Origin of the sequence: Microbispora sp. H10949 (genome assembly GCF_014161435.1) — a bacterium.
GTDB classification, from domain to species: Bacteria; Actinomycetota; Actinomycetes; order Streptosporangiales; family Streptosporangiaceae; genus Microbispora; species Microbispora triticiradicis.
In genome coordinates, this window is sequence record NZ_JABBWZ010000001.1 from 1 (window position 1) to 13493 (window position 13493).

The 13493-nt window shown below is 72.4% G+C and carries 10 protein-coding genes; 2 read left to right on the top strand and 8 right to left on the bottom strand.

Going from position 1 to position 13493, the window contains the following annotated elements:
- Positions 1–260: 260 nt before the first annotated feature.
- Together HHX40_RS00005 and HHX40_RS00010 are read left to right on the top strand one after the other, a co-directional pair.
- Positions 261–1994, top strand: a complete 1734-nt coding sequence (locus tag HHX40_RS00005; protein WP_182878954.1) for an ABC transporter ATP-binding protein — start codon at positions 261–263, stop codon at positions 1992–1994.
- Entirely contained in the window at positions 1991–3979 is a 1989-nt protein-coding gene (locus tag HHX40_RS00010) for an ABC transporter ATP-binding protein (RefSeq protein ID WP_182878955.1), read from the top strand. The genes HHX40_RS00005 and HHX40_RS00010 overlap by 4 nt, the downstream gene beginning before the upstream one ends.
- Positions 3980–4007: 28 nt before the next feature.
- Here the strand turns inward: HHX40_RS00010 and HHX40_RS00015 are convergent, their stop codons facing one another.
- From HHX40_RS00015 to HHX40_RS00045, 8 genes are all read right to left on the bottom strand, one after another.
- Complete coding sequence (locus tag HHX40_RS00015) at positions 4008–5300, bottom strand: MFS transporter (RefSeq protein WP_182878956.1); 1293 nt, start codon at positions 5298–5300, stop codon at positions 4008–4010.
- Positions 5297–6646 carry a glycosyltransferase gene (locus HHX40_RS00020; RefSeq protein WP_182878957.1) on the bottom strand — a complete coding sequence of 450 codons (1350 nt, stop codon included), beginning with the start codon at positions 6644–6646 and terminating at the stop codon, positions 5297–5299. Before HHX40_RS00020 ends, HHX40_RS00015 begins: the two co-directional genes overlap by 4 nt.
- Positions 6643–8913 (bottom strand): prolyl oligopeptidase family serine peptidase, encoded by a 2271-nt coding sequence (locus tag HHX40_RS00025; RefSeq protein ID WP_182878958.1) that lies wholly within the window; start codon positions 8911–8913, stop codon positions 6643–6645. Before HHX40_RS00025 ends, HHX40_RS00020 begins: the two co-directional genes overlap by 4 nt.
- Entirely contained in the window at positions 8910–10103 is a 1194-nt protein-coding gene (locus HHX40_RS00030) for a radical SAM protein (protein ID WP_220498513.1), read from the bottom strand. Before HHX40_RS00030 ends, HHX40_RS00025 begins: the two co-directional genes overlap by 4 nt.
- Positions 10104–10401: 298 nt before the next feature.
- Positions 10402–10536, bottom strand: a complete 135-nt coding sequence (locus tag HHX40_RS36110; RefSeq protein WP_259403188.1) for a hypothetical protein — start codon at positions 10534–10536, stop codon at positions 10402–10404.
- Positions 10537–10676: 140 nt separating this feature from the next.
- Positions 10677–11975: an NAD(P)/FAD-dependent oxidoreductase gene (locus HHX40_RS00035; protein ID WP_182878959.1), complete on the bottom strand. Its 1299-nt coding sequence runs from the start codon at positions 11973–11975 to the stop codon at positions 10677–10679.
- Positions 11976–11990: 15 nt separating this feature from the next.
- Positions 11991–12407, bottom strand: coding sequence for an ATP-binding protein (locus HHX40_RS00040; RefSeq protein ID WP_225311330.1), 417 nt, complete (start codon positions 12405–12407; stop codon positions 11991–11993).
- 122 nt (positions 12408–12529) lie between these two features.
- Positions 12530–13309 carry a SigB/SigF/SigG family RNA polymerase sigma factor gene (locus tag HHX40_RS00045; protein WP_117409372.1) on the bottom strand — a complete coding sequence of 260 codons (780 nt, stop codon included), beginning with the start codon at positions 13307–13309 and terminating at the stop codon, positions 12530–12532.
- Positions 13310–13493 lie beyond the last annotated feature (184 nt).

The following is a 13493-nucleotide window of genomic DNA, read 5'->3' on the forward strand; positions in this document are numbered from 1 at the left end:
CCTCTGTGAAGGACTCGGCGGGTCTCGCGGGAGACACTCCCGCGAGACCCGCCGGAAACCCGGTCGGTGACGGCCGGCCCGGACCTCGGCAGCGCCCCGTCCGGCAGCGCCCGGACGGCCCCGCCTTCTTCGCGGCAGACGAGCGATGGCCCTTTCCGCCCCTGCCGGAAAACCAGGCGTGAGCGAACCAGCTGCTCATATACCGTGTTGCGGGTGATCTCGCCCATCCTGCGCCGCGCCCTCCCGCCTGGACCACAGCCGTGCTGAACCGGCTGCTCCGCGCATACCTGCGGCCCTACTCGCCCGCACTCACCGCGGTCGTGCTGTTCCAGCTCGTCGGCACCATCGCCTCCCTCTACCTGCCGAGCCTGAACGCCGACATCATCGACCACGGGGTGGCCACCGGCGACACCGGTTACATCCTGGCCACCGGCGGCTGGATGCTGACCGTGTCCCTCGTGCAGATCGCCTGCTCGATCGCGGCGGTCTACTACGGCGCCCGGGTGGCGGCCGGGTTCGGCCGGGACGTCCGATCGGCGGTCTTCCACCGCGTGAGCGGCTTCTCCGCCCGGGAGGTCTCCCAGTTCGGCGCCCCCTCGCTGATCACCCGTAACACCAACGACGTGCAGCAGATCCAGATGCTCGTGGTGATGACCTGCACGATGCTGGTCGCCGCGCCCATCATGGGGGTCGGCGGCATCATCATGGCCCTGCGTCAGGACGTCGGGCTGTCGTGGCTCATGCTGATCTGCGTCCCGGTGCTGCTGGTCTCGATCGGTTCCATCGTCTTCCGCATGGTCCCGCAGTTCCGCGCCATGCAGACCCGGATCGACACGGTCAACCAGGTGCTCCGTGAGCAGCTTTCCGGCATCCGCGTGGTGCGCGCCTTCGTCCGGGAGCGTGAGGAGACCCGCCGCTTCGCCGAGGCGAACGACGCGTTGACGGGGACGGCGCTGCGTGTCGGGCGGCTGACCGCGCTCATCTTCCCCACCGTGATGCTGATACTCAACGCCTCCAGCGTCGCGGTGCTGTGGTTCGGCGCCGCCCGGGTGGACAGCGGCGAGATGCAGGTGGGCGCCCTCACCGCATTCCTGATGTACCTGATGCAGATCCTCATGTCGATGATGATGGCCACCTTCATCTCGATCATGATCCCGCGGGCCGCGGTCTGCGCGGAGCGCGTCACCGAGGTGCTGGACACCGAGTCGTCGGTGCGCCCGCCCGAGCGGCCCGTACGGCACGTGGACCGCCGGGCCGAGCTGGAGTTGCGTGATGTCGAGTTCCGTTATCCGGGCGCGGCGGCACCGGTGTTGTCCGGTGTCTCCTTCCGGGTGACGGCGGGACGGACCACCGCCGTCGTCGGCAGCACCGGATCGGGGAAGACGACCCTGGTCTCCCTGGTGCCCCGGCTGTTCGACGTGACCTCCGGCGCCGTGCTGATCGACGGCGCCGACGTGCGCGACCTCGACCCGCGGATGCTCTGGACGCGCATCGGCCTGGTGCCGCAGAAGCCGTACCTGTTCACCGGCACGGTCGCGAGCAACCTGCGCTACGGCAAGCCGGACGCCACCGACGAGGAGCTGTGGGAGGCTCTGGAGGTCGCCCAGGCCCGCGACTTCGTCGAGGCGATGCCCGAGGGCCTGCAGGCGCCGATCTCCCAGGGTGGCACGAACGTGTCCGGCGGGCAGCGGCAGCGCCTGTCCATCGCCCGCGCGCTGGTCGCCAAACCCGAGATCTACCTGTTCGACGACTCGTTCTCGGCTCTCGACCTCACCACCGACGCCCGGCTGCGCGCCGCGCTCCGCCCGTACACGGCCGGCGCGGCGGTGGTGATCGTCGCCCAGCGGGTCTCCACCATCGCCGACGCCGACGAGATCGTCGTCCTGGACGACGGCGTCGTCGCCGGTGTGGGCACCCATGACGAGCTGCTCGGCTCCTGCCCGACGTACGTCGAGATCGTCGAGTCCCAACTCACCGCGGGGAGTGCGGCATGAGCGACCGGCCCACAGCACCCGTACGACCGCGACCGATGGGAGGCGGCGGTTTCGGGCCCTTCGGCGGCGGTCAGATGCCGGCGGAGAAGTCGCTCGACTTCGGCCCCTCCGCCCGGCGGCTGCTGCGGCGGCTGAACCCGGAACGGCCGAGGATCCTGGCCGTCATCGGCCTCGCGGTGGTCAGCGTGGCGTTCTCCGTCATCGGCCCGAAGCTGCTCGGCCGCGCGACGGATGTGATCTTCAGCGGGGTGATCGGCGCCCGGCTGCCCGCGGGGGCGACCAAGGAGCAGACCGTGCGGGCGCTGCGCGCCTCGGGCCACGGCGACTTCGCCGACATGCTCGCGGGGATGGACGTGGTGCCCGGTCACGGCATCGACTTCGGCGCGCTCGCCACGGTCCTCACGTGGGTCCTGGGGCTCTACGTGGCGGCGTCGCTGTTCATGTGGCTGCAGGGCCGGCTGCTGAACGACGTGACGCAGCGCACGGTGTTCCGCCTCCGGGCCGACGTCGAGGACAAACTGCACCGGCTTCCGCTGAGGTTCTTCGACGGTCAGCCGCGCGGCGAGCTGCTCAGCCGGGTCACCAACGACATCGACAACGTGTCCCAGACCCTGCAGCAGACGCTGAGCCAGTTGCTGACCTCGCTGCTCACCGTGGTCGGCGTGGTGGTCATGATGTTCCTCATCTCACCGCTGCTCGCGGTGATCGCCCTCGTGACGATCCCGGTCACGATGATCGTCACTGCGCAGATCGCCAAGCGCTCGCAGAAGCAGTTCGTCGCCCAGTGGGCGCACACCGGCACGATGAACGCCCACATCGAGGAGGCGTTCACCGGTCACGAGCTGGTGCGGGTCTTCGGGCGGGGCCCGGAGGTCGAGGAGGTGTTCCGGGAGCGGAACGAGGCCCTGTACAAGGCGAGCTTCGGCGCCCAGTTCATCTCCGGGATCATCATGCCGACGATGATGTTCATCGGGAACCTGAACTACGTCGCCATCGCGGTCGTCGGCGCCGTGCGGGTCGCCGGCGGGTCCATGAGCCTCGGCGACGTCCAGGCCTTCATCCAGTACTCCCGGCAGTTCACCCAGCCGCTGACCCAGGTCGCCTCGATGGCCAACCTGCTGCAGTCGGGGGTGGCCTCCGCCGAGCGGGTCTTCGAGCTGCTGGACGCCGAGGAGCAGGAGCCCGACCCCGCCGCCCCGGTGCTGCCCGGCACCCGGCGGGGACGCGTCGAGTTCGAGCACGTGTCCTTCAGGTACGACCCCGAGCAGCCCCTCATCGAGGATCTCTCGCTGGTGGCCGAACCCGGGCACACGATCGCGATCGTCGGCCCGACCGGCGCGGGGAAGACCACGCTGGTCAACCTGATCATGCGCTTCTACGAGCTGGACGCGGGCCGCATCACCCTCGACGGCGCCGACATCACCGCGATGCGCCGCCACGACCTGCGCGCCCAGATCGGCATGGTGCTTCAGGACACCTGGCTGTTCGGCGGGACGATCCGCGACAACATCGCCTACGGCGACCCCCGAGCCACCGACGAGGAGATCCAGGCGGCCGCGCGGGCGACGTACGTCGACCGGTTCGTCCGCACCCTGCCCGACGGGTACGACACCGTGATCGACGAGGAGGGCGGCAACGTCAGCGCCGGTGAGAAGCAGCTGATCACCATCGCCCGCGCCTTCCTCGCCAACCCGTCCCTGCTCATCCTGGACGAGGCCACCAGCTCGGTCGACACCCGCACCGAGGTGCTGGTGCAGCACGCGATGGCCGCGCTGCGCAGCGACAGGACGAGTTTCGTCATCGCCCACCGGCTGTCCACCATCCGCGACGCCGACCTCATCCTGGTGATGGAGGCGGGGAGCATCGTCGAGCACGGCACCCACGACGAGCTGCTCGCCGCCCGGGGCGCCTACCACCGGCTGTACTCCGCGCAGTTCGCCGGCGCCCTGGCCGGTGACGACGCCACCGCCGCCGAAGTGGGGTGACCGGTCCCGGCGCGCTCCGCGCCTCACATCACCGCTCGGCCACCGGTTCGCGGTCAGGCACGGCGGGCTCGGCGGGCACGGGCGCCTCGACCGGCACGGCCGCCTCCGGGGCGCCTTCGAGCCCGCGCAGCGTGGCACTCGTCGCGGCCAGGGCGCAGCACACCACGAGCGCGCCGCCGATGGCGAGCAGCGCGCCGACGCCGCCGGCCCGGTCCGCCAGGACACCGCCCAGCAACGGCCCGAGCGGGGCGAGGCCCATGGTCGCCACCCGGAGGAGCGAGGTCAGCCGGCCCATCATCGCGTCCGGGACGAGCGTCGCCACGAGTACGCGCAGAACCACGTTGAGCGCCGGAGCCGCGATCATCGCCAGGATGAGCGGGACCGCCGGCCAGTAGGCGCCGAACGGGAGGGTGGTCGCGCAGACGGCGAGCGCGAACACGCCGACCACCACCAGCATCAGCTTGCCGGGCGGCAGCAGGGCGCCGATCTTCGCCGACAGGGCGGCGCCGAGCAGACCGCCCAGCCCCAGGCCCGCGAGAACCATCCCGGTCACCGCGGGGTCACCCCCGCGGGAGCCGACCAGCACGACCACCGGTAGCAGCAGCGCGTTGGCGGCGAGGTTGGAGACCAGGGAGAAGATCAGCCCCGCCCGCAGCGCGGGACGACTCCACAGCCAGCGGCCCGCCTCCGCGATGTCCGCCCGCATCCGGGTCCTGCCGGAGCTCTCGACGTTCCCGGGCCGTCGCGGGACCCCGGCCAGCAGCACGCACACCATGGAGACCACGTAGGTGACCGCGTCCACGGCGAAGGGGACGACCCGGCCCAGGCCGAACAGGAGCCCGCCGAGCGGCGGCCCCGCGAGGACCGTCGCGTGGCCGCGCGCCTCGTCCTGCGCGTACGCCGACATGAGCCGGCTCGCGGGGACGACCGCCCGGATCGCCGCGTCGCGGGCGGGCCGGAAGAACGCGTCCGCGGCCCCGTTGGTCATGGCCACGGCGATCAGGTGCCCCATCGTCACCCGGTCGGCGAGGACCGCCACCGCGAGGGTGGCCAGAGCCACCGCCCGCACCCCCTCGCTGCAGAGCAGGATCCGGCGCCTGTCCCACCGGTCCACCCACACCCCCGCGGGGAGCGAGACGAGGATCCCGGCGGCGATGCGGCAGGCGGCGGTGAGCCCGGCCAGCGCGGCGGAGCCGGTGACGGCCAGGATCAACAGCGGCAGGGCGAGCCCGGTCAGCGAGGAGCCCAGCTCCGACGTCACCGAGCCCAGCCACAGGAACTGGAACCGCAGGTTGCGCCGCAGGGGCGGGGGTTCGCTCATGGGCCACCTCTGCCGGTGCCGACATCGACGGGAGAATCGAGGGCGGGAGTCCACGCGCCGCCCCGGACAGGTACCGGCATGGTGGACGCGACGCCGGTTGGGACCGCGCCGGTATGCGCGGCGCCGGTATGCGCGGCGCCGGTATGCGCGGCACCGGTATGCGCGGCATTGGGCGCGACCGCCCGCTCCGACGAGGCGGCGGCGGCGACCACCGCGTCGGCGGCGGCCGCGGCGCCTCCTGATGAGTTCAGGCGCGCGCCGAGCGCCCGCACGCGCTCGCCCAGCCCGCCCGCGTACGCGGTGCCGAGCGCCGCGACGCCGTCGCCCGCCGGTCCCGGGCCCGGGGGAAACCCGACCGCCACCCCGGCCCGTACGCACGCCTCGGACAGCAGCGGCTGCTCCGAGCCGATCGGCGCGACCGCCAGGGGCTTTTCCCGCATGAGCGCGGCGAGGACCGGAGACGAGGTGCCGTTCGTCAGCACCAGGTCCGACAGCTCTATCAGGGGGCCCATCCAGGGTTCGCGCACCACGACGACGTCCGCTTCCGGGGCGGGCCGCGGCTCGCCGGAACGGCCCCGCTCGACCACCGCCTGGAACGGGCCGCCGGTGAACGTCGTGTTCAGCCGGGGCCACATGCTCTCCCCGCCGAACACCCGGCCGAGATGCACGTACACGACGGGTTTGCCGATCCGGCGCACCCGCGCGGTCAGCCGGTGCAGCGCGGCCGGGTCGGCGGCGGGCTCCCACGGGCACGGCCCCACGTGGCGCACGCCCTCGGGCAGCTCCGCCCCCGGATGCTCCAGCGCCGGGTCGCCGCGGAGCAGCAGGCCCGAACCGATCAGCGGGAGGTCCCGCCGCCGGTCCCGGCGGGGCGGCAGCCCGGCCCGCTCCCGCGCGAGCTCGTATCGGCGCAGCAGCTCCAGCAGCCGCTGCTCCCGCATGGCGGCGCGCCCGTGCCGCTCCCCCTCGCCACCCCGGCCGTACGTCCACAGGTGGGCCGCGAAGCCCAGCACCACCACCGGCAGGTCGAGCGCCTCGGCGGCGAGGAGCGCGCCGTGGCACAGGATCGAGGTGACCAGCGCGTCGGCCCGGACCTCGCGGGCGGCGCGGACCACGGCCCGATACTGGGCGGCGCCGGTCTCGCCCCACCAGGCGACCGAGAAGGCGCGGGCTCCGCCGTACTCGTGCGCGTCCAGCGCGGCGAAGCCCGCCTCGCCCACGACGCCGGCCGCACCGGGCCGGACGAGGGGGAAGACGGCGTGCCCGCGCCGGCGGAGCCGCCGGCCGACCGCGAGGGCGGGGTAGAGGTAGCCGGCGTCGCTGAACGGGCAGAGGAGGACGTTCACGGCAGGCCCACCGGGTCGAGGCCGCAGTGCCGCGCGAGGAAGGCGATGACGTCGGCGAGCAGCCCGAGCTTCGCCGACACCGACCTGGCGCCGTGACCGACGCCCCGGTCCAGCCGGTGCAGCACGGGGCCCGGACCGGCCGACGCGTGCTGCAGCAGCGCGCACATCTTGCGCGAGTGGCCCGGGTCCACCCGGGTGTCGCCGTCGGCGACGGCGAACAGCACCGGCGGGTACGGCAGGCCCTCGCGCACCCGGTGGTAGGGCGAGTAGGCCAGCAGCGCGCGGAACTCCGCGGGGTCGCGCACGGTGCCGTACTCCGCCCGCCAGCTCGGGCCCATGCCCAGCCGCTCGTTGGCGAGCATGTCCAGCAGCGGCGCGACGCAGACGACCGCGGCGTACTTGTATGGATGCTGGGTGAGCGCCGCGGCGGCGAGCAGGCCCCCGTTGGACTCCCCCAGGACGCCGAGGCGGTCGGGGGCGGTCCAGCCCTGCCCGATCATCAGGTCGGTGGCGGCGTCGAAGTCGTCGAAGACGTTCTGCTTGCGTACGCCCGTCCCGGCGCGGTGCCACTCCTCGCCCTCCTCTCCCCCGCCGCGCAGGCACGCGATCGCGTAGACCCCGCCGGCCCGGACCCAGGCCAGCGCCTGCGGCGTGTAGGCGGGGGTCATGGAGGTGCCGAAACCGCCGTACCCGGTGAGGATCGCCGGGCGCCTGCGGTCCGGCACGCCGTGCGGCGAGAGGACGAACATCCGCACCATGACGCCGTCCCGGGACGGGAACGCGACCTGCGTGGTCGTCACCGAACCCGGCTCCGGCGACGGGAGAGGGGCCCCGCGACAAGCCGCGGGAGAACCCGGGACGGACGCCGGGGAGACACCCGGCGCACCAGACAGGACGGGTGCCCGCGACGGAGAGGCCATGGTGGGCGCCGCCGGGCACGGCCAGACCTCCAGCGTCCCCGTCCGGGCGTCGTAGCGCAGCACCGTCGGCGGCGTGACGTGGTCGTGGTAGCCGAACCACACCTCGTGCCCGCCCTCGGGCCGCATGCCGAACCGGCCGAGGGTGCCCCTGCCCGGCAACGGCACCTCGGCCAGTTCCCGGCCGTCGGCGAGGTCGTGCAGGGTGATCTCGGACACGGCGTGACGGGTCCAGGAGACCAGCGCCAGCGGACGCGGCAGCGCCGGGCCGCGCAGCGGCGCGAAGTCCTCCAGCACCGCGTCCGGCCGCTCCGGGATGAGCGTGCGCCACCGTTCCGCGCCGGTCTCGGCGCCGGCGGTGTCTCCGACGGTGCCGGTTACGGTGCCGGCGGGGGTGGTCACCACGATCCGTCCCCGGGGGGCGTCCAGATCCGTACGCAGCCAGATCGGGTCGCCGGGCGCCGTGCCCGGGCCGATGCGGAGCCTGCTGCGGGCCGGGCTCCCCGTCCGCACGGCGCGCAGCCGGGGCCGGTCGAGTGCGCCGTCCAAGCCGTCCACGTCTGTCAGGTCGGCCAGCCACAGATCGGTCGCGGGACGGGTGCCGACGGTCGACGAGACGCTCAGCCAGCGGCCGTCCGAGGTGAGGGCGACGGTGTGGAAGCTCGTCTTCTCCCGGCCCTCGCCGAAGACGAGCACGTCGTCGTCCGGGTCGGCGCCCACCCGGTGCAGAAAGACGCGCCGGTGGTAGCGCTCCTCCCCCGGATTCAGGCGGGGATGCAGCCGGCGCACGTAGTAGTAGGCCCGGCCGCCCGGCAGCCACGCGACCGGGGTCCGCCGCACCCGGTCGACGGGGCCGTCGACCACGGCGCCGGTGGCGACGTCGATCACCCGGAGCACGCAGTCCTCCATGCCGGCGGCGGACACCTGGAAGGCGAGCAGGTCGCCCTCGACGGAGGGATGCCACGCCTCCAGCACCGTGCGCCCGCCGGGGTCCAGGGCGAGCGGGTCCACCAGGGGCCGTACGGCGCCGTGTTCGGCGACCAGCAGCACCGGGTGTTCCGCGCCGGGCTCCCGGTGGGTGAAGAAGACGCGGTCACCGCGGGGGCGGGGCACCGACGACAACGGGAACGCGTGCAGGCGGGCCAGCGCCACCTGCCACTTCTCCAGGTGCGGCCACGCGGCCCGCTCGGCGTCGAACAGCGCGTCCTGGGCCGCGACCCACGCGCGGGTCCGCTCGTCGCCCGAGTCCTCCAGCCAGCGGTACGGGTCCACCACCACGTGACCGTGGAACACCTCGGTCCGGTCCTCCCGGGGAGCCGTGGGGTACTCCCCCGTACGGCCCTCGGTCATGCCCGCAGCCGGCCGGTCGCGCTGAGGTGGTCGAGGTGCGCCGCGTCCACCCGGTCGCGGAACCCCGCCGCCGCCCGCGTGTCGTCGGCCCGCCCGTACGTGTCCTCGCAGGTGAACCAGCGGTCGTCGGTCCGCTCGCGGGGCAGGTAGCCGTCGCGGGCCGTGCCAACCCGCCACTCGGGCCTGCCCGCGGTGGTCCAGGAGCTGTACAGTGCGCCGTCGGGGTTGACGACCGCGCCGTACTTGCCGTCGCGGTAGGAGCACGCTTTGCAGGGCCGCCGGACGCGGGGACGGGGTACGGCGAAGCCGAGGTCGATCGCGCGGCGCTGCCAGCGGATGAACCGGTCCGCCAGATCGTCGGAGTACGCCAGCGTGTCCTCGTAACCGACGCCGGCGTCGCCGACGCGGGCGAAGTGGATGGAACACCGGGACGGGTCCAGCGCAGCGGCCAGGCGCTCGACCAGCGTGTCGATTCCCGCCACGTTCCGGGCGGAGACGTTGACCCGCAGGTCGCATCTGAGCGAGGTGGTCTCCGTCATCGCGGCCATGGCGTCCACGATGGCGTCGAACGTGCCGCCGCCCGTCCTGCGCACCCGGATCCGGTCGTGGTCGGGCCGGTCGCCGTCGAAGGTCACCTGTACGTACCGCAGCCCCAGGTCGGCGAGCTGCCGGGCCAGCCGCGGGGTCAGCAGCGTTCCGTTGGAGATCATGCCCGCGCGGCGCAGCCCGTAGCGGGCGGCGCGTTCGAGCAGCTCACGGCAGCCTCGCGGGTTCATCAGCGGCTCTCCCCCGAAGATGGTGAGGACGAGGCCGTCCAGCCCCGACTCCGCCTGCCGCCGCCCCACGAACGTGAGGATCTCGGCGATGACGCCGGGGGTCAGCCTGACCGAGGCGATGCGCGGCGGCTTGGTGCCGCCGCCGTCCTGGTCCAGGTTCTGGAAGCAGTAGGCACAGCCCAGGTTGCACGCGGTGGCCGTCAGCACGGTCAGGGAGTAGCTGCGGCTGGGCCGTACGGTGAACAGCCCCTGCTCGCGGAGCCCGCGCTCGACGTCCGGGCGCAGCGTGCGCGCCGGGGTCAGATGCCCGTCCCCGAGCCGGGCGATGCCGCCCGGGCCCAGGAGCCACCAGCCGCGCTCGCCCCGGATCAGCCGCGGGGGCGCCTCGCCCTCGCGGTTGCTCCCTTCGATCACCGGATCCTCCAAGCGGGGACGACGAGGATGCCCGGCCCTCACGGAGGACCGGGCCGAGACGTGTCCGGGCGGCGTGACGGGCGCCGGGGCGTCCGGAGGATGTCCGGCCGCACCGGTCGGCCCGGCCGCCGGCTCACCTAAGTCGTGTCTGACAAATCAAGCCCTGCTGCGCGTGGAGCAGGCGGCGCCTCGCTGCGTTGTCGTCGTCGCCGATAACGCTGTTATCGGCTCCTCCTCCGCCTTGCGATGCATCCACCTGGATCCCCGCTCGCGACGGGCAGCATTTGTCAGACACTCCCTAGCCCTGCTCGATGTGGATCCCGTAGCAGTCGGGACCGTCTTCGGACTCCTCGTCGGAGTGCGCGACGACCTCGGGGGCCTCCTCGTCGGTGATCTCCGGCTCGACGCTCGGGTTGTCGCTCGCCTCGGGCATGGCTACTCCTCGCCTTCCAGGGGGCCGAAGCCGCTCACCAGGGACGACCCCTAAAGTAGGGAAGGCCAGTTCGGCGATGGTATGGCGACGGCATGGAGCCGCCATGGCACCGCTCGTGAGCGGCTCGGAGGCGGCGACGCTCAGGAGCGGGCCGACAGGGTGAACTCCTTGCGCGGTTCCTCGATGGCCCCCAGCGACACGATCTCCCTGGGGAAGAACATCCCGAGCGTCCAGTCCATGAGGATCCGGGTCTTCTTGTTGAAGGTCGGCATCCGCGTCAGGTGGTACGTGCGGTGCATGAACCACGCGGGGAACCCCCGGAGCTCCCGCCCGTAGATCTGCGCGACGCCCTTGTAGAGCCCCAAGCTCGCCACCGACCCCGCGTACTTGTGCCGGTACGGCCGCCGGGGCTGCCCGCGCAGCGTCGCCAGCACGTTGTCGGCGAGCGTCTTGGCCTGCCGTACGGCGTGCTGGGCGTTGGGCGGGCAGAACTCCCCCGGCCGGGTGAGGTCGGGGACGGCGGCGCAGTCTCCGGCGGCGAAGGCGAAGTCGGTCCCGTGCATGCGCATCGCGGCGTCGACCCTGACCCGGCCCTTCTCGTCGACCGGCAGGTCTCCGGCGCGCACCAGCGGGTGCGGCTTGACGCCGGCGGTCCAGACGAGGGTGTCGGTGTCGAACTCCTCGCCGTCGCTGAGCACGATGTGGCAGCCCTCGGCCGACTTGAGCATCGTCTTCATGCGGACCTCGATGCCCCGCTCACGCAACTGCTGGGCCGTCCACCTGCCCATGTCCGGCCCCACCTCGGGCAGGATCCGGTCGGTCGCCTCCACGAGCACCCAGCGCATGTCCGCGCGGCTGATCCCCTCGAAGTACTTGCAGGCGTCGGCGGCCATGTCCTCCAGCTCCGCCAGGGCCTCCACCCCGGCGTATCCCCCGCCGACGAAGACGAAGGTCAGCGCCCGGCGCCGAACCTCGGGGTCGGGTGTGGAGGCGGCCACGTCGAGCCTGCCGAGCACGTGGTTGCGCAGCGCGATGGCCTCTTCGATGGTCTTGAACCCGATGCCGTTGTCGGCCAGGCCGGGCACCGGCAGGAGCCGTGAGATCGACCCGGGGGCCATGACCAGGTAGTCGTACGCGATGGTGAGAGCGGGTCCCTCGTGCGGCTCGAACTCCGCCTTGCGGTCGGCCAGCCGCACCTGGGTGATCCGTCCGCTGAGGATCTGGCACCGGTTCAGCACCCGCCGGAGCGGGACGACGACGTGCCGGGCCTCGATGTTGCCGGCCGCGGCCTCCGGCAGGAAGGGCTGGTAGGTCATGTAGGAGTCGAGGTCCGCGACGGTGACGAGCGCCTCGCCGCGGCGGAGTCTGCGCTGCAGGCGCAGTGCGGTGTACATGCCGACGTATCCGCCGCCGACGATCAGAATCCGTGGGACAGCCATGGCCGTCCCCTACCCTCACTCCAGGAGGAAACGCATCACCACGGTGCTCCCACCGGGTCCGGCGGTGACGCGGAGGTCGTCGCTCAGCAGGCGGGCCACCCACAGGCCCATGCCGCTGGTCGCGTTCTCGGGCGGCGGGTCGTGGCCCGGCACGGCCGGCGGACGCCACTCGCGGCCGTCGTCGTGGACCGCCACCACCAGGGCCGGCCCCTCACGCCACAGTCCCAGCCGGGCCTTCGTCGACCCGTGTGTGACCGCGTTCGTGGCGACCTCGTTGAGCGCCACGAGGAAATCGCCCAGCGCGTCTTCCGGCATGCCGCGGCGCTGCGCCTCGGCGGCGGCGAACTCCCGCAGATCAGGAAGATCGGCTAAGGAGAAGGTACGCTCCCTCGCCGCTCCGGTGACGTGCGCGGGAACGCCGTCATCTTTCACGCGGTACACGCCTCCCGCCGCCAATTCGGGCTATCTAAGGACCTGTGGGCTGTGGGCAGGACGAAGATACCTCGGAGCACCGCCTGAACACAGGCGGTGCTCCGGGTATCGTCGCGATCTCCTCATCCCGCGACGAGCTCCGCCCGAAGCTGGTCGAGGGTCTTACGGAGGATCCGCGACACGTGCATCTGCGAGATGCCGAACTCCGCCGCGATCTCGGCCTGCGTCATGTTGCCGTAGAACCGCAGCAGGAGGATGTTCTTCTCCCGTTCGGGGAGAAGGTCGATGAGAGGCTTCAGCGCTTCCTTGTCCACGAGGGTGTCGAGCGCGTCGTCCTCTTCGGGGATCACGTCGCCGAGCGCGGCGGCGTCGTCGTCCGCGCCGATCGGCGCGTCCAGGGAGAGGGTGCTGTACGCCGCGGAGGCGTCCATGGTGAGGAGCATGTCCTCCTCGGACAGACCCATCTTCTTCGCGAGTTCGGCGACGGTGGGGAACCGGCCGAGCTCCTGGGTCATGTCGGCGACGTGCCGGTTCAGCTCGGCGCGGCGCTCCTGGTAGAGGCGGGGCACCCGGACGGCCCAGGTGCGGTCGCGGAAGTGCCGCTTGACCTCACCCGTCATGGTGACCATGGCGTACCCGCGGAAGCTGTGACCCAGGGTGGGGTCGAAGCCGTTGATGGCCTTCATGAGGCCGACGTACGCGGCCTGAAGGAGGTCTTCCATCGGCTCGCCCCGATTGAGGTACCGCCGGGCGATGTCCCTCGCCATCGGGCGGTGCATTTCGACGATCATTTCACGGAGGCGTTCCCGCCGGGCCTCGGACACGTCGTCCCGGGTGAGCTCGTCCAGGAGCTCCTCGGCGGTCGGATTGCTGGCGGTCTCTGCACGGACCTCGGCAGCCATCTGCGCAGTCCCCTCGTATTTCTTCTCGCGAGGGCGCCTACGCGGCTGGGGTGACCAGGCAGAAGGCACGCCTCGCTACAGTATCGAGACGAGGCCCTCTGCTGGACCTCTGCTTCAGTATATTGCCGCAAAGTCGGGAGTTTCACCACCCCTTCCGCGCCAGTAATGTTGCGGCAGAGGAGGC